The organism is Leifsonia xyli (assembly GCA_001647635.1).
Classification (GTDB): Bacteria; Actinomycetota; Actinomycetes; order Actinomycetales; family Microbacteriaceae; genus Leifsonia; species Leifsonia xyli_A.
Genome location: CP014761.1, coordinates 1,635,034 through 1,659,740 on the forward strand (window position 1 = coordinate 1,635,034; position 24,707 = coordinate 1,659,740).

Consider the following 24,707-nt stretch of genomic DNA (forward strand, 5'->3'; position numbering starts at 1 on the left):
GGTCACGTCGTGATGCGCTTGTTGTCGATCAGCCGGGTCGTTCCGACCCGCGCGGCGATCAGCACCAGTGCGGGGCCGTGATGGTCCGGCGACGCCTCCCGGAAGGACTCCGGCTCGACGATCGCGAGATAATCCAGCTTAACGGCTGGCTCGCCACCTATGCGCGCGTGCGCCGCCTCCAGCGCCGCCGGGATGCCGCCTGGGGCGGCCGCGGCGGCCGCGGTCAGCGCCTGCGACAGGGTGACCGCGGCGACCCGGTCCTCCTCGCCGAGGTAGCGATTGCGGCTCGAGAGCGCGAGGCCGTCCTCCTCGCGGACCGTGTCGATGACGGCGATCGTCACCGGGAGATTGAGGTCGTCCACCATGCGGCCGATGACATGGACCTGCTGGGCGTCCTTCTGCCCGAAGACGGCGACATCCGGCTGCACGATGTGGAAGAGCTTGCTGACCACGGTCAGTACGCCGTCGAAGTGGCCCGGCCGGGAGGCGCCCTCGAAGAGGGTGCCCGACTCCCCGGCGGTCACCCGGGTCTCGCTCGGGCCAGTGGGATACATCTCCGCGGCGGTCGGAGCGAAGACGACATCGGCCAAGCCCTCGAGGGCCGCCACATCGGCGTCGAGTGTGCGCGGATAGCGGTCCAGGTCCTCACCGGGCCCGAACTGCAACGGGTTCACGAAGATCGACACCACCACGAAGCCGCCGAGATCGCGGGCGCTCGACACCAGTCGCAGGTGGCCCTCATGGAGGGCTCCCATTGTCGGCACGAGCACGACGCGGCCCGTGGGCGCGTCGACCGGCCCCTCCTGCCGGGCGGACCGCCGGGCGTCGGCGATGCGCTCGCGCAGCGCGGCGATGGTGGTGATGATCTCAGGCATTCGCGTCCCTCCGGCCGGTCGTCGGCCCCGACCAGGCTACTCGCCGCGGAGGTACCACCCGCGCCCGTCGTCGCCAGGGTCACCTGTGCCCGGCCCGCCGGCGCCGGGGCCACCAGGGCCGCGACCGCCGGCACCGGGACCGTCGTCGGCGAGGGCGTCCAGCACCTCGTCCAAGTCCAGCCGCGTCGGCGCGCCCGCACGGGTGAGGGCATTGTCGACCGACGATCGGATGAGCGAACTGAGGAAGGAGCCGGGGTTCTCCACGCCGATCCCCTGCAGCAGGCCGGTCGACTGCTCCACGATCGAGCGCGAGAACGAGGTGGCGGTGGCGATCGCCTCGGCGTACGCCCGCCGATCGGCCTCCGCGACGACGACGGGCTCGCCGCCCATCTCGACGACCAGCGCCTGCGCGATCGGGAGTACAGGAGCGGGAGCGGTCACGGCGAAGTAGCTCTCCGCGAGGCGGGTGAGGTCGAGGCTGGTCCCCGTGAACTCCAACGCGGGGTGCACCGCCAACGGGATGGATCCCGCGGCGGAGGCGGGCTGGAGCACGCCGATGCCGTAGCCGGGAGCAGTGTGCAGCACGATCTGCCCTGGCTGCCAGGTGCCCGTCGCGGCCAGACCGGCGACGAGCTGAGGCAGCTCGGCGTCGGGGACGGCGAGGATGACGAGTTCGCTGCGCTCGACGATGGTCGGAATGTCGAGGATAGGAACGCGCGGCAGCATGGCCTGTGCGCGCTCCCGGCTGGCCTCCGACACCGCGGAGATGCCGACGATCGCATGGCCGGCCCCGGCGAGCGCCGAGCCCAGTACGGGTCCGACTCGCCCGGCTCCGACGATGCCGAGTCCGAGCCGGCCGGAACGTTGCGACGGCGGACGGGCGGACGGCAGCATCAGCGCTCCTCCTCGTGGCGGGTGGGGACATCGCGCGCGCCGCCGTCGCCCCAGCGGTGGCTTCGGTCTGCCGCGGCGGCCGCGACCGCTCGTGCGGAGACGTCTTCGAAAAGACGGGCGGCGGTCGGGGCGTCGATCGCGCCCAGCCGGGGACGGACCGGGCCCGAAACCGTGTGGAACCGGGTTTTCGCGAGCCGGAGGGCCGCGTCCAGGGGTCCCTGCTGCAGTTCGAGGCTCTGCAGGCGAGCGAGCGGCACGACGGCGAGGCTCCGCCAGACGAAACCGCGCCGGAGGACGACCGCGTCGTCGACGACCCTGAAGCCGGTGCGCCGCCACGACAGCGGGCGGATCCAGATGGCGCGGTGCGGGCTGCCGATGTAGTCGTCGTCGCCGCGCGAGGACATGCCCGCTTCGATGAGGGACTGGTGCTGCTCGGTCGCGAAGCCGGGGAGCACCAGCGAGAGGACGCGCGACACGTCCGCCGCGTCCCCCACTGGCAGCATGGTCGTGTTCGGCTGGCCCGCCGCGCCCTTCTCGCGCGAGTGACCGGCGGTGTCGATCCGGATCTGCCACCAGCCGAACGACCGCCACAGCAGCGGCTGCAGCACCTCGACCGCGTGGATGCGCCCCGGCGGCAGCGTCTCGTTACTGGTGGTCAGCAGGCCGAAACCGACGCGGACGCCGTCCGGCGTTCCGGCGATCGAATAGCGGAGTGACTTGGTGAACCGGCGGATGTAGAAGCTCGCGGAGCCGATCAGGCCCGGCAGCACGACGATCAGCAACCAGGCGGATCCTGTGGAGGCTCCCCAGATCAGGAAGGCGACGACGACCAGCACGAAGACGGTGAAGCCGCTGAGCAGCAACGAGCCGAACAGCCGCAGTGGCGGGATCTTGACCACGGACTCCGGCGGCGCGGCGTTCGGGTCGAGTTCGGGCGCGAGGAGTTCGTTGACCCGGCGTCCCACGAGGTCCCCGACGGCGGCGGTGCGCGACATCCCGGCAGGCGCGCTGGGGTCGAGGGAGGCTGTCGCCGCAGCGGACTCGGCCGCCTCCGTTTCCGCAGCGCGCACCCCGGACGCGAGCCGCAGCACGTCGCCGCGCAAGCCGTCCGCGAGCGCCGAGCCGAGGTACGCCAACTGAACGTTCGCATCATGGCCGGCGACCGAGATATCCAGCTTCGCCGCGCCGAACAGTCGGGCGAACAGAGGCCGGACGATGTTGATGCCCTGAATGCGGTCCAGTCGCGCCTTGCGCTGCGTCCGGAACAGCAGGCCGCTGCGCACCTCGACCGCGTCGCCCGTGATCCGGAAGCTGTGCATCCGCCACGACAGGTAGAACGCGCCCAGGCAGAGCAGCAGCACCACGGCCACGCCGAGCAGCGCCCAGCCCTCCCAGCCGTGGTTGTAGATCGCATCCAGCGGGTCCCCGCCGTACTCCGGCGTCCCGACGAAGAAGCCGATCAGCCGCTCGCGCAGATTCGACAGCACGAAACCGAAGATGGCGATGAACACGATGCCTCCGCGCAACAGCGGGGTCGCCGGGTGCAGGCGGTGCCACTCGCCATCCGTGTAGCGCTCGGCCGCCCGCTCCGCCGACGACAGCGCCGGGCCCGGCAGCCGCACCGACGGTGTCGACGGCGGCGGTGTCGACGCGGGATCGGGTCCGGGCGGGTGAGGCGTGCTCACAGTCCCGCCCGCCTGCTCTCCGCCAGCTCCACCAGCCGGTCCCGCAGCTCGGCCGCCTCCGGCTCCGGCAGGCCGGGCACCATCACCCCGGTCGATGCCGCCGCGGTCACGAACTTGAGGTCCGCCAGGCCGAGCAGACGGCTGACCGGTCCGCGGTTGATGTCGATCAACTGCATCCGGCCGTAGGGCACCGACACGAACCGCTGGAACATGATGCCCCGACGGAACAACAGGTCGTCCTCACGCAGCCGATAGCCGATCGACCGCGCGCGGCGCGGTGCGATGATCAACGCGATCACGGTGACCACAACCACGACGGTCAGCGCCACCCAGCCGAACGGCCACCCGCCGACCAACCACAGGAACAGGCTCGCGGCGGACAGCACCAGTCCGGTGATCACCGTGCTGGCGATCACGACCAGCACGTACTTCGGCGAGACACGTCGCCACTCGCCGACGCCGAGGTCAATCCGTTCGGGCATGGACGCTCTCCGTACGCTCGTCGTCGTCGCCGGGCGGGAGGGTGCAGAACAGCTCGGCGAGCAGCCCGGCCACGAGCAGCACCACCGCGCCGACGGTCGCGAGCGCGGTCAGGAGGATGCTGTTGTTGCCGGGGAGGACATCCCGGGTCAGGAGGTAGGCGCCGATCCCGACGCCGGCGCCGACGAGCAGCGCCCCGCTCAGAGCGCACGCCTTGGCCAGCACCACGATCCGGGTCGCCTGGAACGGGTCGATGCGCCGCACGTTGCGCCCGCGCACCGCGCGACGGATCGGCACGGCGAAGGCCACCACGATGATCGCCACCGCCAGCAGGGTGATCGGAAGCGTCAGCGGCGGGATGAAGACGGGAGCGCCCATGCTGGCGGCCGCCAGCTCCGCGAGGAAGCCGACGACGAGACCGGCGACCCCGAGCCCGATCAACGTGGTGGGACGGGTGCGCTTCACGAGGCGTCCGATCCGGGCTCGGCCCACACGCGCACGGGGTCGTCGACCGTCGCGACGAGGTCGGCGACTGGCCCGTATCCGACGAGGTACGCCTGCGGGTCCGCGTCCAGCCACGGGACGAGCACGAACGCCCGCTCATGCGCGCGCGGATGCGGCAGCACGATCCGAGGGTCGTCGTCCGAGACGATGCGGTCGTAGTCGACGACGTCGATGTCGATGGTGCGGTCCCCCCAACGCTCTTCGCGAACCCGCCCCAGGCCGTCCTCGATCGCGTTGACCACACCGAGCAGGTCGAGCGGCTCCAGCAGGGTCCGGACGACGGCGACGGCGTTGAGGTACGCAGGCGCCTCGTCGTCGATGCCGTCGAGCTTCAGCGCCGGTGTCTCGTACAGGCGCGACACGGACTGCACATCGATGCCCGGCTCACCGCGGACGGCGTCGAGCGCCGCCCGGATGGTCGCCGCACGATCCCCGAGGTTGCTGCCGAACGCGAGCACCGCCGGGACGCCGACGCGCATCCGGACCGGCTTGCCGATCGGCGCCGCGTTCACGGCCGGCTCCGCAGGATGCGCACGGCGACGTCGCCGAACGGCACGGAGATGGGCGCCTGCGGCTTGTGCACGGTGACCTCGACCGCGTCCACCGGCTCATGGGCCAGTACGGTGGCGGCGACGCGCTCGGCGACGGTCTCGATGAGGTCGACGGGGTCGCGCTCGACGGCCCCTACGACCTCCTCGGCCAGCTCGCCGTAGTGGACGGTCGCCCCGAGGTCGTCGCCGGCGGACGCCTGCGACAGGTCGAGCCAGGCCGTCACGTCGACGACGAACTCCTGGCCCTGCTCGCGCTCGAAGTCGAAGACCCCGTGATGGGCGCGCACGCGCAACCCGGTCAGGATGATCGAGTCCGTCTGCCGTGACTGGATGCTATTCATCGCGTCCAGCTTGCCACGAGCGCACCACGTCGAGAGCCATCCGCGTCGACGGCACGTCGTGCACGCGCACCGCCCACGCTCCCGCCTGCGCGGCCAGCGCGGAGATGACCGCGGTCGGGGCGTCCCTGTCCTCGGCGGGCGCGCCCTCCGGCAGCAGCGCGCCGAGGAACCGCTTCCGCGAGGCGCCGATGAGCACCGGGTAGCCGAGCGTCTCGAACTCGTGCAGCCCGGCGAGCACCTGCCAGTTGTGGCGGGCGTTCTTCGAGAAGCCGAGACCGGGGTCCAGGATCAGCTTGGCCGGGTCGACGCCGCGACGGACGAGGTCGGTCACTCGCGCCGACAGCTCCGACCGCACCTCGGCGACCGTGTGCTCGTACACCGCGCGCGAGTCCGCGGCGTCGAGCCGGCCGCGCCAGTGCATGACGACGTACTGCGCGTCCGTGTCGAGGACCGCATCCGGCATCCGGGGGTCGGCGAGGCCGCCCGACACGTCGTTGATGATGGCGGCACCGGCTTCGACGGCGGCGCGCGCGGTCGAGGCGTTGAGGGTGTCGACGCTCACGGTCACACCCCGCGCCGCGAGCTCCTGGATGACAGGGACGACGCGGGCCTGCTCCTCCTCCGGCTCGACGCGCACAGCCCCCGGCCGGGTGGACTCACCCCCGACGTCGATCATGTCCGCTCCCTGGGCGACCAGGTCGAGGCCGTGCGCGATCGCCGCCTCCGGCTCGAGCCAGAGCCCGCCGTCGCTGAACGAGTCCGGCGTCACGTTGAGGACGCCCATGATGAGGGTCACGCGTCGCCACGCCCGATCAGCGCCATGAGCTCGGCGCGCGCGGCGGGGTCGGCATACGTGCCGCGCGTGGCGACCGTGACCGTCGTGCTGCCGGTCTGCCGCGGGCCGCGGGTGGTCACGCAGCTCTGCGACGCATCCAGCACCACCAGCACGCCACGGGCGCCGGTGCCCTGCTCGATCGTGTCGGCGATCTGCTCGGTCAGCCGCTCCTGCAGCTGCGGTCGCGCGGCGAGGGTCTCGATGACGCGTGGGATGCGGCCGAGGCCGACCACGGTGTCTCCCGGCAGGTAGGCGACGTGCGCGACGCCGGTGAACGGCAGGAGGTGGTGCTCGCAGACCGACCGGAAGGCGATGTCGCGCATCAGGACCGTCTCGGCGGTGCGGCCGTCCTCCAGCGGGATCGCGTCGCCCAGCTCGCCTGCCGCGTCACGGCCGACGCCCGCGAAGAACTCCGCGTAGGCGTCCGCTACGCGCGACGGCGTGCTCTGCAACCCCGGACGCGCCGGATCCTCGCCGATGGCGGCGAGGATCTCGGCGACGGCCGCTTCGATGCGCGGACGATCGATTCCGGCCATGCGCGCGGCGGCCCTAGGCGGTGGCCGGCCGCGGCTTGATGGCGGGCGAGCGCTTCGGCTTGGCCGCCGGCGGCTCGGAGTCGACCCCGCCGTCCACAGCGCCCGCGTCGATCGGGGCCTTGGGGAACGGGATGGGCGGCACATCGGAGATCGGGCGCTTGTCGCTGGAGAGCCACTGCGGCCGCTCGTCCAGCTTCTTGACGTCGGCGAAGATCTCGGCGATCTGGTTGTGGTCGAGGGTCTCGTGCTCGAGCAGCGCGGCCGCGAGACGGTCGAGGACCGCGCGGTTCTCGTTGAGCACCTCCCACGCCTCGTCGTGCGCCTTCTCGATGAGGGCGCGGACCTCGGCGTCGACGCGCTCGGCGATCCGCTCGGAGTAGTCGCGCTGGTGACCCATGTCTCGGCCGAGGAACATCTCACCGTTCGCCTGGCCCAGCTTGACCGAGCCGATGTCGGCGCTCATGCCGTACTCGGTGACCATCTTGCGGGCGATGGAGGTCGCCTTCTCGATGTCGTTCGAGGCGCCGGTCGTCGGGTCGTGGAACACGATCTCCTCGGCGACGCGACCGCCCATGGCGTAGGCCAGCTGGTCGAGCAGCTCGTTGCGGGTGACCGAGTACTTGTCCTCCAGCGGCATCACCATCGTGTAGCCGAGGGCGCGACCGCGCGGGAGGATGGTGATCTTCGTCACCGGGTCGGTGTGGCGCATCGCGGCGGCGGCGAGAGCGTGACCGCCCTCGTGATAAGCCGTGATGAGCTTCTCCTGGTCCTTCATGACCCGGGTGCGCTTCTGCGGACCCGCGATCACGCGGTCCACGGCCTCGTCGAGCGCGCGGTTGTCGATCAGCTGCGCGTTGGAACGCGCGGTGAGCAATGCGGCCTCGTTGAGGACGTTGGCCAGGTCGGCGCCGGTGAAGCCCGGCGTCTTGCGCGCGAGCACTTCGAGGTCGACGGAGGCCGCCAGCGGCTTGCCGCGGCCGTGCACCTCGAGGATCTTCTTGCGGCCGAGCATGTCGGGCGCATCCACGCCGATCTGACGATCGAAGCGGCCCGGGCGCAGCAGGGCGGGGTCGAGGATGTCGGGACGGTTGGTCGCCGCGATCAGGATGACGTTGGTCTTGGGGTCGAACCCGTCCATCTCCACGAGGAGCTGGTTCAGCGTCTGCTCGCGCTCGTCGTGACCGCCGCCCAGGCCGGCGCCGCGGTGGCGGCCGACGGCGTCGATCTCGTCGATGAAGATGATGGCCGGCGAGTTCTCCTTGGCCTGCTGGAACAGGTCGCGGACACGGCTCGCACCGACGCCGACGAACATCTCGACGAAGTCCGAACCGGAGATCGAGTAGAACGGCACGCCCGCCTCACCCGCGACTGCGCGGGCCAGCAGGGTCTTGCCGGTTCCGGGAGGGCCGTACAGCAGCACACCCTTCGGGATGCGGGCGCCGACCGCCTGGAACTTGGCCGGCTCCTTCAGGAAGTCCTTGATCTCCTGCAGCTCCTCGATGGCCTCGTCCGAGCCGGCGACGTCGTCGAAGGTGACCTTCGGGGTCTCCTTCGTGACGAGCTTCGCCCGCGACTTGCCGAACTGCATGACCTTGTTGCCGCCGCCCTGCATGCCGGAGATCATGATCCAGAAGAAGACGCCGATCAGCAGCGCCGGGATCAGGAAACCGAGGATGTTGACGAACCAGTTCGGCTGCGGGACCTCGTCGTCGTACCCCTTGGGCAGGTTGGCGTCGTCGACCGCCTTCACGACGTCCTGGCCGCGCGGCGTGACGTAGTAGAACTGCACCTGGTCGCCGAGGTTGCCGTCCGGCTCCTTCAGCGTCAGGTCGACGCGGTTCTCGCCGTCGACGATCTTCGCGCTCGCCACCTTGTCCTGGGAGAGGTACTCCAGGCCCTTCTGGGTGGAGACGCTCTTGAATCCGGACATCGTGATGAGGCTCGAGCCGATCCATACCGCGATGATCGCGAGCACGACGTACAGGATCGGGCCGCGGAAGATCTTCTTGACGTTCATGGTGCGACCACAGTACCGCCTGGCCGCTGTGGGCCGCCTGCGTGTTCGCTCTGGGCGGTCTGGGGGCGCCGTGGCCTCAGCTGTAGACGGCGGGCGCGAGGATCCCCACGCCGCGAAGCGTGCGGTAGCGCTCGTCGTAGTCGAGCCCGTAGCCGACCACGAACTGGTTCGGGATGTCGAAGCCGACGTACTTCACGTCGATCTCGACGCGCGCCGCCTCCGGCTTGCGCAGCAGGGTGAAGATCTCGATCGACTCGGGGCCGCGGCTGCGCAGGTTCGACAGCAGCCAGGACAGCGTCAGACCGGAGTCGATGATGTCCTCGACGATGAGCACGGTCTTGCCGCCGAGGTCGGTGTCGAGGTCTTTGAGGATGCGCACCACGCCGCTCGACTGGGTGCCGCTGCCGTACGAGCTGACGGCCATCCAGTCCATCGTGACCGGGATGCGGAGCTCGCGGGACAGGTCGGCCATGATCATGACCGCGCCCTTCAGCACGCCGATCAGCAGCACGTCCTTGCCGGCGTAATCGCGCTCCACGTCGCGCGCCAGCTCGGCGATCCGGGAGCGGATCTGCTCCTCGGTGATCAGAATCTCGGTCAGGTCGTTCTCGACGTCCGTGAGTTCCATGGGGGAGGCGCTGTCCTTCAGGTGGTGGGATGGAAACTGAGCAGCCCGTTCTGCCTGACCACTCTAACGCCTGGCAGATCGAGCGGGCCCTGCCCGTGCCAGTCGGTGATGAGGGCGGCGACGGCGAGGGTGTGGGCGCGGGTGAGCGAGACCCCGAACTCGGCCGAGACGACCAGGCGGATGATGCGCTGACGCAGCGCGGCCGGGTCGGCGGCGAGGCCGCGGACGTCGAGCGTGACCGCGCCGTCGTCCGCCTGGCCGACCAACTCCTGCGCCCACTCGAGGGCGAGGCCGTCGAGAGCATCGTCGTCCTCGCGCAGCTGCTCGGCGGTGCGGGCGAGCGCCTCGGCGACCCCGGGCCCCAGCTCGCGTTCCAGGACGGGGAGCACGGCGTTCCGCACGCGCACGCGCGTATAAGAGGGGTGGTCGTTGTGCGGGTCGTCCCACGGCTCCAGGCGGCTGTCGCCGCAGAATGCGCGCGTCTCGGAGCGGCGGAGACCCAGGAAAGGACGCAGCAGGCGGCCGGTGTCGGGGCGCATCCCCTGGAGGCTGGAGGGGCCGGAGCCGCGGGCGAGGCCGAGCAGGACGGTCTCGGCCTGATCGTCGAGAGTATGAGCGAGCAGGATGCGCTCGGCGCCGGTCTCGGCGAGCGCGCGATCGAAGGCGGCGTGGCGGGCGGCGCGTGCCGCGCCCTCGGGGCCGCCGCCGTCAGGGACCCCGACCCGCCTGACGAGCACGGGGTCGAGGCCGAGCGCGGTCGCCTGTTCGGCGGCGCGCGCGGCGACGGCGTCGGAGCCCGGCTGCAGGCCGTGGTCGACGATGACGGCGCCGGCGCGGAAGCCGCTGCGCGGGCCACGAACGCCGTCGCGGCGGCGAGCGCCAGCGAGTCGGCTCCCCCGCTCAATCCCACCAGCACCAGGGCGCCCAGACCGAGGGGTGCGGGGAGGGCGGGGCCGTGGTCGTCGTGCGGGTCGACGGGCGGGAGGGACGCGGCGGCCGCGAGCGCCGTGCGGACCGCGCGGCGCGCATCCGCGATCGGCGGCGTGAGCCGGGGCCGGCGCGGGCCGTCAGGGGAGCCCGGGGAACCGGGCGAACCGTTGAGGGGCACCTAGTAACGTTAGTGCGGAATCACGACCACAAAGGAGCACGGCATGGCCGAATACGACGTCGTCATCGAGATCCCCAAGGGGAGCCGCAACAAGTACGAGGTGGACCACGAGACGGGTCGCGTGTACCTCGACCGCGTGCTGTTCACCAGCTTCGTCTACCCGACCGACTACGGCTTCTTCGAGAACACCCTCGGCGACGACGGCGACCCGCTGGACGCCCTCGTGCTGCTCGAGTACCCGGTGTTCCCGGGCGTCGGCGTGAAGGTCCGCCCGGTCGCCGTGCTGAACATGAGCGACGAGGCCGGCGGCGACGCGAAGATCATCGCCGTCCCCTACAAGGACCCGCGCTGGCAGCACATCCAGGATGTGAACGACATCCCCGAGCAGACCCGCAAGGAGATCGAGCACTTCTTCGCCCGCTACAAGGACCTCGAGCCGGGCAAGTTCGTCAACATCGAGGGCTGGGGCGACGCCGCGGAGGCGGACTCCCTCGTCCAGAAGGCCATCGCGAAGCTGGCCGCCGAGGGCCACTGACCCTCAGCCGCCGAGCACAGGAAAAACGCTCCCGATCATCTCGATCGGGAGCGTTTTTCGTGTGCTCGCGAGCTTGTGGGGTCAGGCGCTTGGGCGCGCGACCAGGTACCAGGGTGAGCCCCAGACGGACTGGATCTTGACCACGTCGCCCTCGGTGGGGGCGGCTATCATCCTGCCGCCGCCGATGTAGATGCCCACGTGGTAGAAGTCGCCGGGACCGTCGCCCCAGAAGATGAGGTCGCCCGCCTGCTTGGCGTTGTACGAGACCAGCTGACCCCGGTTCGCCGCCGTGTAGTACTGGTTGTTGACCGAGTGGGAGCCGATGTACAGGCCGGCGTAGGCGTACGCCTTCATCGTGAGGCCCGAGCAGTCGTAGCCGACCGGACCCTCTCCGCCGAAGATGTACGGCTTGCCGAGCTGGGCGCGCGCGTAGGCGATGGCGGTGTCGACCACGTTGCCGTTCGGTGCCGCGGGGGCTGCGGGGGCCGATCCGCCGCCGGACGCGGGCGCGGAGCCGCCTCCGCCGGACGACACGGGGGGCCGGTTCGCGGCGGCAGCGGCGGCCGCAGCGGCAGCTGCCTCGGCGGCCTTGCGCGCCGCCTCCTGCTGCGCCTTCACCTGCTCGCCCTGGAGGTACGCCGCCTCGGTCTGCGCCGAGGTGTTCTTGAGCGTCGCGAGCTGCGCGACCAGCTCGGTGGACTTCTGCTGCTGGGTCGCGAGCGCCGCCTGCGCCTTGGCCTGCGCATCCTGTGCCGCCGCGAGCGCCTTGTCGGCCTCGTCGGCGAGCTTCGTGCGCTCGGTCTTGGCCGCCTTGGCCTGCGCGGTCAGCGCGTCGGCAGTGTTCTTGTCCTTCGTGGCCTGGTCGTAGACGGCCTTGGACTGCTCGGTGAGCTTGCTCATCGTGCCGAGCTGGAACAGGAGCTTGTCCGCCGCCGAGCCCGAGCCGCCGCCCTTGAGCATGAGGTCGGTGGTGACGTCTCCCCCGCCCGACTTCGCCAGGTGCGAGGCGAGCAGGCCGGCGCGCATCTTCGACGTCTTGGCCTTGTCGGCGGCCTCGGCGGCCTGCTTCTGCAGGTCGTCGGCCTTCGCGGTCGCCGCGGACAGCGCATCCTTCGCCTGGAAGTAGGCCTCCGCCGCCTTCTCGGATGCGACGCGCGCCGCATCCACGCTGGACTGCAGGCCGCCGATCAGCTGGGTGATGTTGTCGATCATCGCCTGCTGGTTTGCGACGTTGTTCTTCGCCTGCTGCACGTCGTTCCACGACGGATAGTCGACCGCCTGCGCGGGCGCGACGATGCCGATGGATGCGGTGACCGCGCCCATCACGCCCGCGCCGATCGCGAGGCCCGGGCGCACCCGGCTGGTCTTCTCGTTGTCGCTAGCCAAGGGGTGCCTGCCGATCTCTCATGAACGGGATGCCGTCGATCTTGACGTCGTTGATGCGGACCTCGTAGTGCAGGTGGCAGCCGGTCGAGGCGCCGGTCGTGCCGACGCGGGCGATCGGCTGGCCGGCGCCGACGTGCTGGCCGATGCCGACGAGGATGCCGCCGTTGCGGATGTGCGCGTAGCCGGTCTTGACGGCGCTGCCGTTGTCGAGCAGCACGAAGTTGCCGTAGCTGCCGTTCGGGCCCGCGTAGATGACGGTGCCCTCGTGGGCGGCGTAGATGGGCGCGTTGCAGGAGGCGCCGATGTCGATTCCGAGGTGGTACGTGCTGCCCACGCCGCCCGGGGACGGACGCGCGCCGAAGCCGTCCGTGATGGGACCGGCGGCGGGCACCGCCCAGCCCTGCGGTCCGACGTAGCCGCCGGGCAGGCCGCCCGAACCGCGCGCCGCAGCTGCGGCCGCGGCGGCGGCGACGCCGGCCTCGTAGCCGGCCACCGTCTTGGCGGTGGCGTCCTTGAGGGCGGCGAGCTGCGCCTGCATGATGACGATCTGCTTCTGCTGCTCGGCCAGCTTGTCCTGCGCGGCCTTCGCCGCCGCGATCGCGGCCTGCATGGCGGCCTCGGCGGCGACGCGCAGCTTCTCGCGCTCCGCCTTCTTCTCATCGGCCTGCGCGGCCAGGGCCTTGGCGGTGTTCTGCGCGGACTTGGCGTCCGTGTAGACCTTGTTGGACTGCTCCACGAGCTTGGACATGCTGCCCAGGTCGTTGAGCAGCTTCTCCGGGCTCGTCGAGGTCGCGTGGTTGCCGCTGAGGAAGAGATTGGCGGTCAGATTGCGGCCACCGGTGCGGTAGAGCTGTGCGGCGAGCTTGCCCGCCTGGGTGCTCGCGTCGTCCGCCTTCTTCTTGCTCGCGGCGGCCTGGGTCTCGAGGTTGAGGAGCTCGATGGTCGCGTTGTCGAGCGCAGCCTGCGCCGCCTCGAGCTCCTGGCCGCGCTTGACGGCGGCGGCCTGCGTATCCGCGACCTCCTGCTTGAGCTGCGCGATGAGGCCGTTGATGCGGTTCACCTGCGCGGACGCGGCCCCCTCGTTCGCCTTGGCGTTCTGCACGTCCTGCCAGGACGGGTAGTTGTCGGCGTAGGCGGGGGCGGCGACGGCGCCGACGGCGGTGACGACCGCCACGGCCAGGCCGGCGAGGGCAGCGCGCACCGCCCGGCGGCGGGGGCCGCTCGGGGAGGTCGGGGGGCTCGTTTCGCGTCTCATAGGGTTACCGACCCGCTCGCTTCCGCTTCCACTCTGGTCGCACAAGTCACACGGGTCCCACGGTCAACATGCGCCACTCTAGCAACATGGGGCCCGGATCGCCCCGAGAGAAGGCGGCCGGACGGTGGTCGGGGGCGTGCGCTCACGCGGGCGGCCGGGGGACCGCCTGGCCCGCAGACTACGGGGCGAACGCGGCCGTCTAAGGGATTTCCGGGTGGCGTTGCGTGAACCGGAAAGCGGCCCGAAACCGGCCGATCAGCGGCCAGACGGCGTCGACCCGCCCGGGATCCGAGCCCGATTCGCATTAACGATGAACCTTCCGTATGCTTGTTCGTCGGTGGTCAACGGGAGCGAAAGCCCTCCGAGACGATCCGGCCCCATCGTTTAGCGGCCTAGGACGCCGCCCTTTCACGGCGGTAGCACGGGTTCGAATCCCGTTGGGGTCACGGTCCAACGGGTCGTCCACTACAATTCAAAAAGCAACACATCGAGGCCCTGTAGCGCAGTTGGTTAGCGTGCCGCCCTGTCACGGCGGAGGTCGCGGGTTCAAGTCCCGTCAGGGTCGCCACGGCGACAAGCCCTTCCGAACGGAAGGGCTTCCGTCTAGGTGGATGCGAGAGCATCCCCTGGCTCTGTAGCTCAGTTGGTAGAGCGTTCGACTGAAAATCGAAAGGTCACCGGATCGATGCCGGTCGGAGCCACCAGAGGAAACCCCCGGTCAGCCGGGGGTTTTTCTTCTCGGCGTACTGCCAACCCGCCCGCGACGCTCTGCGGGCTCTAGAGCAGGGCCCGGATCGCAGACGCGGCGTCCTCCGCGGCCTGGCCGGGGCCGCGCGTGCCGGACGACAGCAGGAGCGCCCAAACGGGGGTGTTTACACACCCTGACGCATCCGCGAGTATGAGCGTCCGTGCGCTCGGCCGAGCGCTTCGAGGAACGAGCGCACTTGATCCGAATCGCGTCGGGACACCGCCGTGTTCTCACCCCTCTGATCGCGAGCGCAAGTGCGCTGGCTGCCCTCACCGCCCTGCTCGGGTTCGCGGCACCTGCATCTGCCTCGATCTCGGTGGGCCTGGTCCCCACGAACCCCATCACGCCCGCTGCAGGCTCGATGTCCGTCGCCGTCGACAGTTCGACCGGAATCATCTACTCGTCGGGTTACAGGTCCGAGGAACTGGACGTGATAAACGGCGCCACGAACGCACTGATCGCGGCCATCCCGCTCGGGTTCCCAACCGGCTCCCTCCGCCAAGAATCTGTTGCCGTCGACCCGGTCACGCACGCCGTCTACGTCATCAGCCCGTCGAGCGCCCAGGTTGCGGTGATCGACGGTTCCACGAACACGATCACCGCGACGATCGCTCTGCCGGCGGTGGCGACGGGGGTCGCGGTCAATCCGCAGACTGGCCGCGTGTACCTGGCGTCGGCAGGTGCCGTGTTCGTCCTGGACGGCGCGACGAATGCTGTGACGTCCATCGCGGTGCCGGCGACGGCGTGGGTGTCGGTGAACAGTGTCACGAACACGGTATACGCGACATCCAGCACGGGTCTGGCCGTCATCGACGGCGCCACCGCCACCGTCCGGGCAAGCGTCCCGATCAGCGGCACGGTGTACGGCGTCACAGCCGACGAGGCGAACAACGATGTGTATACGTGGGGTCAACCGCCGAACGTCGCGGGTGGCCTGCTGGTCGAGACGATCGTCAGCGGAGCGACCGACACGATCATCGGGACGATTCCCAATGGCGGGAAAACCGCCGTGAACACCGCCACGGACCAGGTGTTCATCGCCGCATTCCCGAGCGACCTCGTCGACGTGGACGGTGCCACGAACACCGTCGTCGGCGATGTTCTAGATTCTACAGCCGGTTCCGGAGAGCAACTCGCCGTCAATCAGTCGACCGGCAATGTGTACATGCCGACCGCGCTCGACATCCGTGTGTACTCTGCACCGATCGCCATCACCTCCGCTGCACCCTCGGCTTCACTGGTGCAAGGCGTGGAGTACTCGGAGCGGCTCGCCGCTAGCGGGGTCGGCGCGATCGCCTACGCCGTCACCAGCGGGACCCTCCCCACGGGCATCGCACTCGACGGCGCGAGCGGCATCCTTTCGGGCGTGCCGGCGGCCGGTGGCACGTTCTCGTATTCGATCACCGCCACCGATGCCATCGGCGGGGCTGTCACCAAGGCGTACTCGCAACGGGTGATCGGCATCGATCGCGTTGCAGGCGACGACCGGTACAGCACATCGGTAGCGGTGTCCGAGCAGGAGTATCCGGCCGGTGCGCCTGTCGTGTTCATCGCGAACGGGCAGAACTTCCCGGATGCCCTCTCGGCCGGGCCCGCGGCGGCTGCGATGGGCGGCCCGGTTCTGCTGACCGCGCCCGGCTGGCTCCCCGCTCAGGTCTCGGACGAAATCTCCCGGCTGAAGCCGAGCAAGATCGTCGTCGTCGGCGGGACGGCATCCGTGAGCACGTCGGTGTTCAGCGCACTGCGCGGTCTGGTGTCCGACACGGTGCGCTGGGCGGGCGCCGACCGTTACGCCACAAGCCGCGCTGTCGCCGCGAACGCCTTCCCCGATGGCTCCGACGGCGTGTTCATCGCCACCGCCATCAACTTCCCGGATGCACTGGCTGCAGGAGCGGTCGCGGCATCGTTCCGGGAGCCCATCCTCCTCCTCGACGGGCGCGAGCCGTGGCTCTCGGACGCCGACGTCACCGCGCTGAACGCGCTCGGTCCGTCCCGTGTCGACATCGTAGGCGGCCCGGCGAGCGTCTCGAGCGGTGTCGAGGCCGACCTCAGCACCGGCGGAGCGGTCGTGTCGCGCTGGGCCGGTCAGGACCGTTACGAAACGGCAGAGCGGCTCAATGAGGGGTTCTACAACACCAGCGGGACCAACGGAGCCCAGCCGGGGTCCACCACCGTGTTCCTCGCGACCGGGACCAATTTCCCCGACGCGCTCAGCGCCGGGCCGTGGGCCGGAGGGATCGCTGTGGCACCGCTCTACTCGGTGCCGCCCGGGTGCGTCCCGCAACAGGTGCTCTCACAAATCAACGGCCTCGGCGCGACGCAAGTCGTCCTCATCGGAGGGACGGCGACGCTCACATCGGACGTCGCTGCGCTCACGCCCTGCGGGTGACTCAGGACGCGGGGATTCGTCGTTCACCCCCTCGAGAACACCAGCCAGTTCACGTTGACGAATTCGTTCGCGGTCCCCGTGCCTGCGCCGACGAAGCGGAGGTACACCCGCTGCGACCCCGTCGGCGCGAGGGCGAGGCGGGTCGTCCTCGTCACCCAGTTCTGCCATCCACCCGTCGACGAGACGGGGATGCGGGCGAGCACCGCTCCGGCGGGAGACCCCGTGCGCACCTCGATGGTCCCCGTCGCGGTGGCGCCGGAGGCGAGGCGCACGGACACCGATGCCGGGGCGGTGCTCCCGAAGTCCACGTCGAACCAGCCGGCGAAGTCGCCGTCGGCGAGGTGGGCGAGGGCGCGGCCGCACGCCGTGTCTGCGCAGTTCTCGGTGGCGGTGCCGCGCTGGTCGTCGTAGTAGACGGCGCCGATCGTGTCGTACGCGGACTGGCCGGTCGTGGGATGGAGTCCGTAGCCGGCGGAGAAGAGGGCGTTCTGCCCGTCTCCCGCGTTGATGGGCTGCTGGCCGGCGTCGTGCATCCACGTCACCGGCAGCGTTCCCGTCGCCGGGACCGCGCCGTAGAGGACGTCCGCGATGCCGGCGCCCTCCGTGCCCGGCAGCCACGCCTCGACGGCGGCGCGGACGGACCCGAGCAGCTCGTCGATATCGAGCGGGCGTCCGCTCAGCATCACCAGCGTCACCGGGACGCCGGACGCGCTGACCCGATCGATCAGGGCCCGGTCGATCGCACTCAGCCGCATATCGCCGGTGTCGTCGCCCTCGTACTCCGCGTACGGTTTCTCGCCGACCACGACGACGGCATCGTGGTAGCTCTGGTCGATGCCGGACCCGTCGGGCGAATAGGTGACCGTGGTGCCCGGGGACACGGCGGCGCGGATCCCGCCGAGGATCGTCGTCCCCGGCTCGATCGGACCGAGCGAGCCCTGCCACCCCATGGTCCAGCCGCCGGACTGCTGGCCGATGTCGTTCGCGCCGCTTCCGGCGACGAAGACCTTGCTCGCGCTCCTCGGCAGCGGCAGGAGCCCGCGGTCGTTCTTCAGCACGACGGTCGATTCGGCGACGGCCTGGCGGGCGAGTGCGCGGTGCGCGGACGAGCCGACCTGACCCGCGAGGGATCGGTCCGCGTACGGGTGCTCGAACAACCCCTTCTCGAACTTCTTGGTCAGGATGCGGGAGACGGCGTCGTCGATGCGCGCCCTCGAGACCCGGCCGGCGTGCACCTCGGCGACGAGTTCGGCGTGGAAGTACGAGTACTCGTCGGGCACCATCACGAGGTCGATGCCCGCGTTGACGGCCGTGCGCACGTCGTAGGCCGACAGGGTGGTCTTGTCGCCGTCCAGATAGTCGACGCCGCCGTAGTCGGAGACGAGGATGCCGGAGAAGCCGAGCTCCTTCTTCAGCACGTCGGTGAGGAGGTACTTGTCGCCGTGGAGGCGAGCGCCGTTCCAGCTCGAATAGCTCACCATCACCGCCGAGACGCCGCGGCGAACGGCCTCCTGGAACGGCGGCAGGTGGATGGCCCGCAGTTCGGCCTCGCTCAGCTGGGTGTTCCCGCGGTCGTCGCCACCGGTCGTCCCGCCGTCGCCGACGAAGTGCTTGGTCAGCGCCAGGATGGAGTCGGGGGCCGACAGCGACGAGCCCTGCTCCCCGGTCACCATGGTCGTCATCGACGAGACGAGCGCGGGATCCTCGCCGAACGACTCGTAGGTGCGCCCCCACCGGTCGTTCCGGACCACGGCCACGGTCGGCGCGAAGTTCATGTCGATGCCGAGCGCGCTGACCTCCTGGGCGACCGCGTGCCCGATCCGCTGGACGAGCGCGGGGTCGTGCGTCGCACCGAGGCCGATGTTGTGCGGGAAGATCGTTGCTCCGTGCACGTTGCCCGCGCCGTGCACGGCATCCATCGCGTACAGCATGGGGATGCCGAGGCGGTTGCGCAGGGCGGCCCGCTGGAAGCCGTCGTACATGTCCTCCCAGCCGGCGACGGTGTTGCTCGCCGGTGCCGAGGTCCCCGCCGAGAACCCGGCGCCGACCATTCCGCTCGCGAGCCCGTCGTCGGACAGCCAGCGCCGCTCGATGAGGGTCATCTGGCCGATCTTCTCGTCGAGCGTCATCCGGCCCAGGAGGTCGGCGACCCGCGTCGGAACGCTCTCGGTCGGATCCTGATACGGAAGGGGCGCCGCGTTCGCCGACGTGGGGACTCCCACGATGAGGGCGGCGCCGACGAGAGCGGCGGCCGTGGCCGCGATCGTGCGGGGATGCATCCGGATGTTCACGTTCGGCTCCTTGCGGGGATCGGAACTCGTGCACTCAGCGCCTTCGCCGGATTGCGGCGAGATTAGCAGCCGCGCCGGCCGCGCGGTAGTGGGTGAGGCCGGCCGGCACCGGGCGACGTTTCCTGAACGGATGGAGGAGACGCGTAAGGCGAGGGGGCTGCGCAACGTCTCTATTGATGAGCGGCAACGTCGAACCCACCTGACCCGAACAGGCCAGCGCGCGGCTGCGACCCGATGACTCATTCGCCCGAATGAGAAAGGAAACCCGATGTTCCTCCTGGTGAGTGCCATCTCGACGATCCTCGTCGTCTCGTTCTGCGTTTACGTGATCACGATCCTGATCCCGTTCCTCCGCCGTCGCCGCCAGCCGGCAGGCGACCCGACCGTGTTCGGCTGGCACTTCTTCGTGCCGTGCCGCGACGAGGAGGCTGTCATCGCCGAGACGATCGAGCGGCTCCGCGGCGACTTCCCCGACGCTCACGTGTGGGTGATCGACGATGACAGCGACGACGCCACTGCAGCGATCGTCAGCGAGGCCGCATCCACCGACGACCACGTGCACCTGGTGCAGCGACGCCGCCCGCACGCCCGAACGGGCAAGGGCGACGCGCTGAACGCCGCCTACGCGCACCTCGACGCCTTCCTCCCCGCCGACGCCGATCGTTCGGCGATCGTCGTCACCGTCATCGACGCGGACGGCCACCTCGCGCCCAACGCGCTCGCCCAGGTCGCCGGCGACGACGTCTTCGGCAACCCGAAGGTCGGCGCCGCGCAAGTCACCGTGCGGATGCGCAACCGCAACGATCGCGCGCCGTACCCGCACCGCGGTCGACTGGTCAACGCGGCGGCGCGGTTCCTCATCCGGATGCAGGACATCGAGTTCCGCACCATGATCGCGGCCATGCAGTCGCTGCGCGAGCGCACCGGCACCGTGGGCCTCGGCGGCAACGGACAGTTCACCCGGCTGTCGACCCTGGATGCGATCAAGGAGTCCTACGGCCAGCCCTGGCACGGCTCACTGCTCGAAGACTACGAGCTCGGCGTGCACGTGCTGCTCGCCGGCTACGAGAACCGCCATGTCCACGACACGTACGTGTCGCAGGAGGCGCTCCCCAACTTCCGCCGGTTCGCCACCCAGCGCACGCGGTGGTCGCAGGGCAACATCCAGTGCGTCCGCTACGTGCGCGACATCGTGGTGTCCCCGCACATCTCGAGCGCCGGCGTGCTCGAGAGCAGCTACTACCTGATCCTGCCCTTCATCCAGCTGATCGGCTTCTTCACCTGGATCTACCTCACCGTCACCGGCTTCGCCTCCTTCCTGAACGGCACGACCACCGCACTGTTCACGGACAACTGGGGGCTCGCCATCCTGTTCGCGCTGTTCGGCGTCGGACCGTTCTTCCTCTGGGGGCCGGTCTACCGCAAGACGTGCGAGCCCGACGCCCCGCTGTGGAAGGGCGTCCTGTGGGGCCTCGGCATGTGGCTCTACGTCTTCTACCTGTACGTCTCCCTGTCCCGCGCCTTCTTCCGAGTGATCACCGGAAAGAAGGGCTGGGCCAAAACCCGTAGGAACGCCGAAACCATCCGCATCGGCGTCGTCGCAAAGGAGTGCTGAACCATGACCACCGCAACCACCGACCTCACTGCCCCGCGCCCCGCCGGAAAGCAGCGCTGGTTCACCCCGATCCGGGCCCTCCGGCTCCTTATCGCGGCCGCCCTCGCGGCCGTGGTGGCCGGCCTGATCGTCTTCGGCTACGCCACCCGCGTCGCCGAGGCGTGGATCGCATCCACCGTCGCCAACCTCTTCATGGACGGGGGCGCGAGCCCACTGCAGGACAGCATCTTCTTCCCGTCGGCGGACGGCCCCTACCATGTCGCCCTCCAAGTCACCGAGCAGTGCGCGGTGTACGTGCTCCTGGCACCGTTCCTGCTGCTCATGGCGGTCATGCTCGGCTTCACCCGCGTGAGCTGGCGCCGCTGGGCGGGTGCGACGATCGTAGGCGCTGTCTTCCTGGTCGTCGTCAACATGCTTCGCCTCGTCTTCATCGCCTTCTCCACCCGCACGTGGGGACTCCACCCGGGCTACGAGCTGAGTCACGGGGTGCTGGGATCCGCCTTCGGCATCATCGGCTTCGCGGTCGCCAGCGTGGTCGCGCTCATGGTCCTCTCGCCGAGGAAGCAGCGCCAGGCGCGCAAGCTCGCGAAGGCCGCGGCCCGCGAGTCGGCCCGGGAGGGAGAGGAGCGATGATGCGCATCCACGACAGCCTCCGCGCCGTCGCCCCCGCTCTCCGATCGCGGCTGGTCGGCAACCCCGAGACTTCTTTCCGACTCGACGCGATGCGGACCGCCGGAGTGATTCTCGTCGACCTGGCGATGATCCTCGTCGGCGCGAGCCTCCTCTGGCTCTACCCGACCGGCGAGAGCCTTGCCAGCGTGAGCCCTCTCGGCGCGCTGCTGTTCATCCTGGCCACAGCCGGCTTCCTGTTCGTGCGCAACCGGCTGCATCTCAGCCCGGCGGCGGACGGCGGCGGCCGGCCCGAGCCCCGCCGACCCCTGCTGGCGGTGGAAGTCGGGCGCACGCTCATCCTGGTAGCCGCCGCCCTCGCTTCCCTCGGGTGGGGCTCGTACTTCGCACAGTGGGTCGCCGCCTACGCGACGGTCGCCGCGGCGACGCTCGCGGCCATCTCGCTCATCTCCTCCATCGCGGTGGGGAGCCGTGGGATGCGGCTCGCCGGCGGGACGGTGACCTTCGTCGGCAGCCTCATCGGCATCGTGCTCACCAGCGGTGTGCACGGATTCGACCCGCACATCTTCGGAACCGTCGCCGTGCTTCTGCTCGCCTCCCTCTTCCTCAGCCGGATCATCTCCTTCTGGTTCGAGGTCACCGTCAACCCGCGGGCGACCGCGGACCGGACGGCATCATGAGCACCCGGCGCACGACGACAGGCGCGCCGTCCCGGCGGCGGCGCGCCTGGCCGCAGCTGCTTGCCGGGGTTGCACTCATCCTCGCAGCGGTCGGAGTGATGACACTCGTGCTGACGCCCCACGGCACAGCCGAGGGAACGGTCGATCTGCGGGGCAACCCCGTCTCGACCGACGACGCGACACTCTCACCGGAAGCGGTCGCGGCCGCCGCGCCGGAGCCGGTCGCCGGTGTCCGCTTCGCTGTGCCTTCGGTCGGCCTCGACGTCGCCATGGAGGAGCTCACGGCGACCGCCGCCGATATCGAGCCACCGGGCTTCACTTCTGTGTACCACCTGCGGAACCACGGCACGGCGCTCGACAAGCCGGAGGCGGGGACGCTCTTCCTGCTGACCCACTCCATCCGAGGCGGCGGTCTCGCTCCCGGCAACGCCCTCATCGACGTGAAGAACCAGCGCTCGGCCGTCTCGATCGGCGCGACGATCTCCGTCGGCGCGGACACCTACCGGGTGACAGGCACCGAGGTCATCTCGAAGCCCGATCTCGCACACCGAAGTGACGTATGGTCGGACACGCCTGGTCGACTCGTGCTCATCACCTGCCTGCAGAACCCGCAGGGAACGCCGTCGCAGAACAACCTCGTCCTCACCGCCCAGCTCGAGCAGTGAGGACCGGGCCTTCGGCACTCCCCCCTGTCAGAGCCGAGTCCGGCCGCGGACCACGGGGGGCCGATCCTGAAAAGGCTCTCAATGATCGGCGTCGAGCGTCATGGCCGGCAGCCGTCACACGTCTGCGAGGGTGAAGGAGGACTTCCATGCCATCGATGCCTCGCCCCGCCACGTCCACCACCGGGTTCCTCAGCGCTCGGGACGTTATAGGCCCGCGCCATCGCGCAACGGCCTCTCCCACTCGCTTCCGGCGCGGTCACGCGGCATGGGCCCCGGCAATACTCATCTACCCGGGCCGGAGGACAGCAGCCTGGGATCGGGTGCCCCTCGACAACGGACGCGCACCCGCCGAATTCACCCGCGAAGGGTTCGGCGGCGAGCCCGAACTCTTCCGTCTCATCGGATGGTGCGACGAGACCCTGGAGTACGCCCTGGTCACCGACCCCGAATAAGGGTGATCGCAGCCTGAGGGATGGTTCATCACCGTCTTCTAGCGCTGGTTCAACTCGAAGCGCGCGAGGCCGGGATCATGTGTGCCGTCGATGACACCGAATTCATCACCGCACTGCCGGCGTGGCAGCCGAATGCTTCCACGCAGCCCGCGCCAAGCCCATCACTCCACATCTCTACCGCCTCTCCGCGAGACTCGGCCCGGCCCCGATCATTGTTTGACGCAAGAATCAGACTCTTGAGCGACACGCCTCAGGCGGAGGGCGCGGACGGGAGCGCCCGCGACTCCCTCACCATCCGCACGAGCCTGTCGTCTACACAGCCGTGGGGGCGTGCGGTAGTGCCATGCGCTCAGGCCGAGCGACGGGTGCGCCAACCCGGCAGGTGATGGAGGGACGCGCGGCGCGGACGTACGTCGTTAGCATCAGGACATGGGGATGGACGCCGACGATGCGCCGCTACCGCGCCGTCGCTCGGGATCGGCGGTAGGCCGGCTGCTCCTGGCGCATGCCGTCATCGCTGTCGCCCTGGTGGCGACCGCCTTCACCCATGCGCTGAGCCTCGACGCGACCATCGGGCGCGACGAGCTGTACCGGCTCCGCCACGTGGCTCCTCGAACTGTTCCGGCCCGGCCGCGCGTGGGTGGCCCCGGTGGTCGGGATGTGCGTCAGCATCACGTTGTGCGTCGCGATGCTGCCGTTCATCCATCCCGAGTCGGTCATCGGCAGGTGAGCTACGGGCGCACCGCGATGCCGGCGGCCACCGCGACCTCGCGGTAGGCCGTCGCGAGCGCGTCGAGCGTCGCGTGGGCGTTGAGGCCGCTGGGGTTCGGCACGACCCAGACCTGCGAGTCGCCCCAGTCGCCCTGTCGGCCGAGGGTGGCCGTGGGGGCGTCGAAGGCGATGCGGTAGGCGCTGATCCCGAGGATCGCGACCACGGTCGGGCGGAGCTCGGCGACCCGTTCACGCAGGGCGACCCCGCCCTGCGTGAGCTGCGCGGCCGACAGTTCGGCGGCCCGCGCCGTCGCCTCCGTCACGATGCAGGTGATCCCGATCCCCAGCTCCTCGAGCTGGCGCACGTCGGCCGGGTCGAAGCCGTTCGAGGCGTCGATCACATGGTCGGTGATGCCGGCGAGGTGGAGCGCCTTGTAGAAGCGGTTGCCCCGGCGGGCGAAATGCGCCTGCACCGCCACCGTGAGGAGTCCCGGGTTGATGCCCACGATCAGCAGCCGCGTCGGGTGCGGGATCAGGTCGGGGAGCGTCGCTCCGGTGAACGCGGCGAGCTGATCGCGGGTATAGCTCATGCCCTCACTCTGGCATCGCGGCGAGCGACTTCACACCTCGATGCTGACCTCGTAGACCTGGTCGGTCGGGTGGCCGGCGCGCTCGTGGATGCTCATGAGCGCCTCCTTCGACGGGCCGGTGGACAGGCAGAACACCTTGCCGCTGACCGGGTCGAGCCACGCCCGCTCGATGTGCATCCCCTCCTCCCCCTCGATGGCGGCGTCGGCGTCGTGCGCCTCCTGCAGTTGATCCCGGGTGACGCCCACGAATCCGTCGTGGATGTCGATGAACTGTGCCATGATCGGCTCCTTTCCTCCCATCCACTG

General features: G+C 70.1%; 22 protein-coding genes, 3 tRNA genes and 2 pseudogenes. 9 read left to right on the top strand and 18 right to left on the bottom strand.

The genetic code is table 11. From position 1 onward, the window contains the following. Positions 1–2: 2 nt before the first annotated feature. The 12 genes and pseudogenes from A0130_08055 to A0130_08110 form a co-directional block, all read right to left on the bottom strand. Positions 3–875 carry a pantoate--beta-alanine ligase gene (locus tag A0130_08055; GenBank protein ID ANF31632.1) on the bottom strand — a complete coding sequence of 291 codons (873 nt, stop codon included), beginning with the start codon at positions 873–875 and terminating at the stop codon, positions 3–5. A gap of 36 nt (positions 876–911) precedes the next feature. Next, a complete protein-coding gene (locus tag A0130_08060; GenBank protein ID ANF31633.1) occupies positions 912–1,769 on the bottom strand; it encodes an oxidoreductase in 858 nt (285 codons plus the stop codon). Continuing rightward, positions 1,769–3,391: a hypothetical protein gene (locus tag A0130_08065; GenBank protein ANF31634.1), complete on the bottom strand. Its 1,623-nt coding sequence runs from the start codon at positions 3,389–3,391 to the stop codon at positions 1,769–1,771. Before A0130_08065 ends, A0130_08060 begins: the two co-directional genes overlap by 1 nt. Before the next feature lie 59 nt (positions 3,392–3,450). Then, positions 3,451–3,936, bottom strand: a complete 486-nt coding sequence (locus A0130_08070; protein ID ANF31635.1) for a hypothetical protein — start codon at positions 3,934–3,936, stop codon at positions 3,451–3,453. Continuing rightward, on the bottom strand, positions 3,920–4,399 hold the full coding sequence (locus tag A0130_08075; protein ANF33351.1) for a hypothetical protein: 480 nt from the start codon (positions 4,397–4,399) through the stop codon (positions 3,920–3,922). The genes A0130_08070 and A0130_08075 overlap by 17 nt, the downstream gene beginning before the upstream one ends. Then, a complete protein-coding gene (locus tag A0130_08080; GenBank protein ID ANF31636.1) occupies positions 4,396–4,950 on the bottom strand; it encodes a 2-amino-4-hydroxy-6-hydroxymethyldihydropteridine pyrophosphokinase in 555 nt (184 codons plus the stop codon). Before A0130_08080 ends, A0130_08075 begins: the two co-directional genes overlap by 4 nt. Then, entirely contained in the window at positions 4,947–5,330 is a 384-nt protein-coding gene (locus tag A0130_08085; GenBank protein ANF31637.1) for a dihydroneopterin aldolase, read from the bottom strand. Before A0130_08085 ends, A0130_08080 begins: the two co-directional genes overlap by 4 nt. Next, positions 5,323–6,126, bottom strand: coding sequence for a dihydropteroate synthase (locus A0130_08090; protein ANF31638.1), 804 nt, complete (start codon positions 6,124–6,126; stop codon positions 5,323–5,325). The genes A0130_08085 and A0130_08090 overlap by 8 nt, the downstream gene beginning before the upstream one ends. Beyond that, entirely contained in the window at positions 6,123–6,701 is a 579-nt protein-coding gene (locus tag A0130_08095) for a type I GTP cyclohydrolase I FolE (GenBank protein ID ANF31639.1), read from the bottom strand. Before A0130_08095 ends, A0130_08090 begins: the two co-directional genes overlap by 4 nt. Before the next feature lie 13 nt (positions 6,702–6,714). Then, positions 6,715–8,718: a cell division protein FtsH gene (locus A0130_08100; GenBank protein ID ANF31640.1), complete on the bottom strand. Its 2,004-nt coding sequence runs from the start codon at positions 8,716–8,718 to the stop codon at positions 6,715–6,717. A 76-nt stretch (positions 8,719–8,794) separates the two neighbouring features. After that, complete coding sequence (locus A0130_08105) at positions 8,795–9,346, bottom strand: hypoxanthine phosphoribosyltransferase (protein ID ANF31641.1); 552 nt, start codon at positions 9,344–9,346, stop codon at positions 8,795–8,797. Between the two features lie 17 nt (positions 9,347–9,363). Continuing rightward, a pseudogene (locus tag A0130_08110) lies at positions 9,364–10,454 on the bottom strand (tRNA(Ile)-lysidine synthetase). A 43-nt stretch (positions 10,455–10,497) separates the two neighbouring features. Between A0130_08110 and A0130_08115 the strand changes: the two are divergent. Beyond that, entirely contained in the window at positions 10,498–10,989 is a 492-nt protein-coding gene (locus A0130_08115; GenBank protein ANF31642.1) for an inorganic pyrophosphatase, read from the top strand. Between the two features lie 81 nt (positions 10,990–11,070). Here A0130_08115 and A0130_08120 read toward each other — a convergent pair whose 3' ends face one another. Both A0130_08120 and A0130_08125 read right to left on the bottom strand, forming a co-directional pair. Beyond that, positions 11,071–12,375: a peptidoglycan lytic protein P45 gene (locus A0130_08120; protein ANF31643.1), complete on the bottom strand. Its 1,305-nt coding sequence runs from the start codon at positions 12,373–12,375 to the stop codon at positions 11,071–11,073. Next, the gene (locus tag A0130_08125; protein ANF31644.1) at positions 12,368–13,630 is read right to left on the bottom strand and encodes a cell wall-binding protein; all 1,263 of its coding nucleotides are present in this window, start codon (positions 13,628–13,630) and stop codon (positions 12,368–12,370) included. The genes A0130_08120 and A0130_08125 overlap by 8 nt, the downstream gene beginning before the upstream one ends. A gap of 373 nt (positions 13,631–14,003) precedes the next feature. Here A0130_08125 and A0130_08130 point away from each other — a divergent pair. The 4 genes from A0130_08130 (at position 14,004) to A0130_08145 (ending at position 16,767) form a co-directional block, all read left to right on the top strand. Then, positions 14,004–14,076, top strand: a tRNA-Glu gene (locus tag A0130_08130). Positions 14,077–14,121: 45 nt separating this feature from the next. Beyond that, positions 14,122–14,198: transfer RNA gene (locus A0130_08135), tRNA-Asp, on the top strand. Positions 14,199–14,258: 60 nt separating this feature from the next. Beyond that, positions 14,259–14,334, top strand: a tRNA-Phe gene (locus A0130_08140). A 360-nt stretch (positions 14,335–14,694) separates the two neighbouring features. Then, positions 14,695–16,767 (top strand): hypothetical protein, encoded by a 2,073-nt coding sequence (locus tag A0130_08145; protein ID ANF31645.1) that lies wholly within the window; start codon positions 14,695–14,697, stop codon positions 16,765–16,767. A 458-nt stretch (positions 16,768–17,225) separates the two neighbouring features. On the opposite strand, the pseudogene A0130_08150 reads toward A0130_08145, so the two are convergent. Next, positions 17,226–19,046: pseudogene (locus A0130_08150) on the bottom strand (beta-glucosidase). Between the two features lie 280 nt (positions 19,047–19,326). On the opposite strand from A0130_08150, the gene A0130_08155 reads away from it, so the two are divergent. From A0130_08155 to A0130_08170, 4 genes are all read left to right on the top strand, one after another. Next, positions 19,327–20,673, top strand: coding sequence for a multidrug transporter (locus A0130_08155; protein ANF31646.1), 1,347 nt, complete (start codon positions 19,327–19,329; stop codon positions 20,671–20,673). A gap of 3 nt (positions 20,674–20,676) precedes the next feature. Beyond that, positions 20,677–21,306, top strand: a complete 630-nt coding sequence (locus A0130_08160) for a hypothetical protein (protein ID ANF31647.1) — start codon at positions 20,677–20,679, stop codon at positions 21,304–21,306. Further along, positions 21,306–21,983 carry a hypothetical protein gene (locus A0130_08165; GenBank protein ANF31648.1) on the top strand — a complete coding sequence of 226 codons (678 nt, stop codon included), beginning with the start codon at positions 21,306–21,308 and terminating at the stop codon, positions 21,981–21,983. The genes A0130_08160 and A0130_08165 overlap by 1 nt, the downstream gene beginning before the upstream one ends. A gap of 98 nt (positions 21,984–22,081) precedes the next feature. Next, positions 22,082–22,648: a hypothetical protein gene (locus tag A0130_08170; protein ID ANF31649.1), complete on the top strand. Its 567-nt coding sequence runs from the start codon at positions 22,082–22,084 to the stop codon at positions 22,646–22,648. Between the two features lie 908 nt (positions 22,649–23,556). Here A0130_08170 and A0130_08175 read toward each other — a convergent pair. Genes A0130_08175 through A0130_08185 form a run of 3 tightly spaced genes read right to left on the bottom strand, consistent with a single transcriptional unit; the run spans position 23,557 to position 24,680 of the window. Then, entirely contained in the window at positions 23,557–23,802 is a 246-nt protein-coding gene (locus A0130_08175; GenBank protein ANF31650.1) for a hypothetical protein, read from the bottom strand. A 29-nt stretch (positions 23,803–23,831) separates the two neighbouring features. Then, complete coding sequence (locus tag A0130_08180) at positions 23,832–24,401, bottom strand: mismatch-specific DNA-glycosylase (protein ID ANF31651.1); 570 nt, start codon at positions 24,399–24,401, stop codon at positions 23,832–23,834. 30 nt (positions 24,402–24,431) lie between these two features. Then, entirely contained in the window at positions 24,432–24,680 is a 249-nt protein-coding gene (locus tag A0130_08185) for a gualylate cyclase (GenBank protein ID ANF31652.1), read from the bottom strand. Between the last annotated feature and the right edge of the window lie 27 nt (positions 24,681–24,707).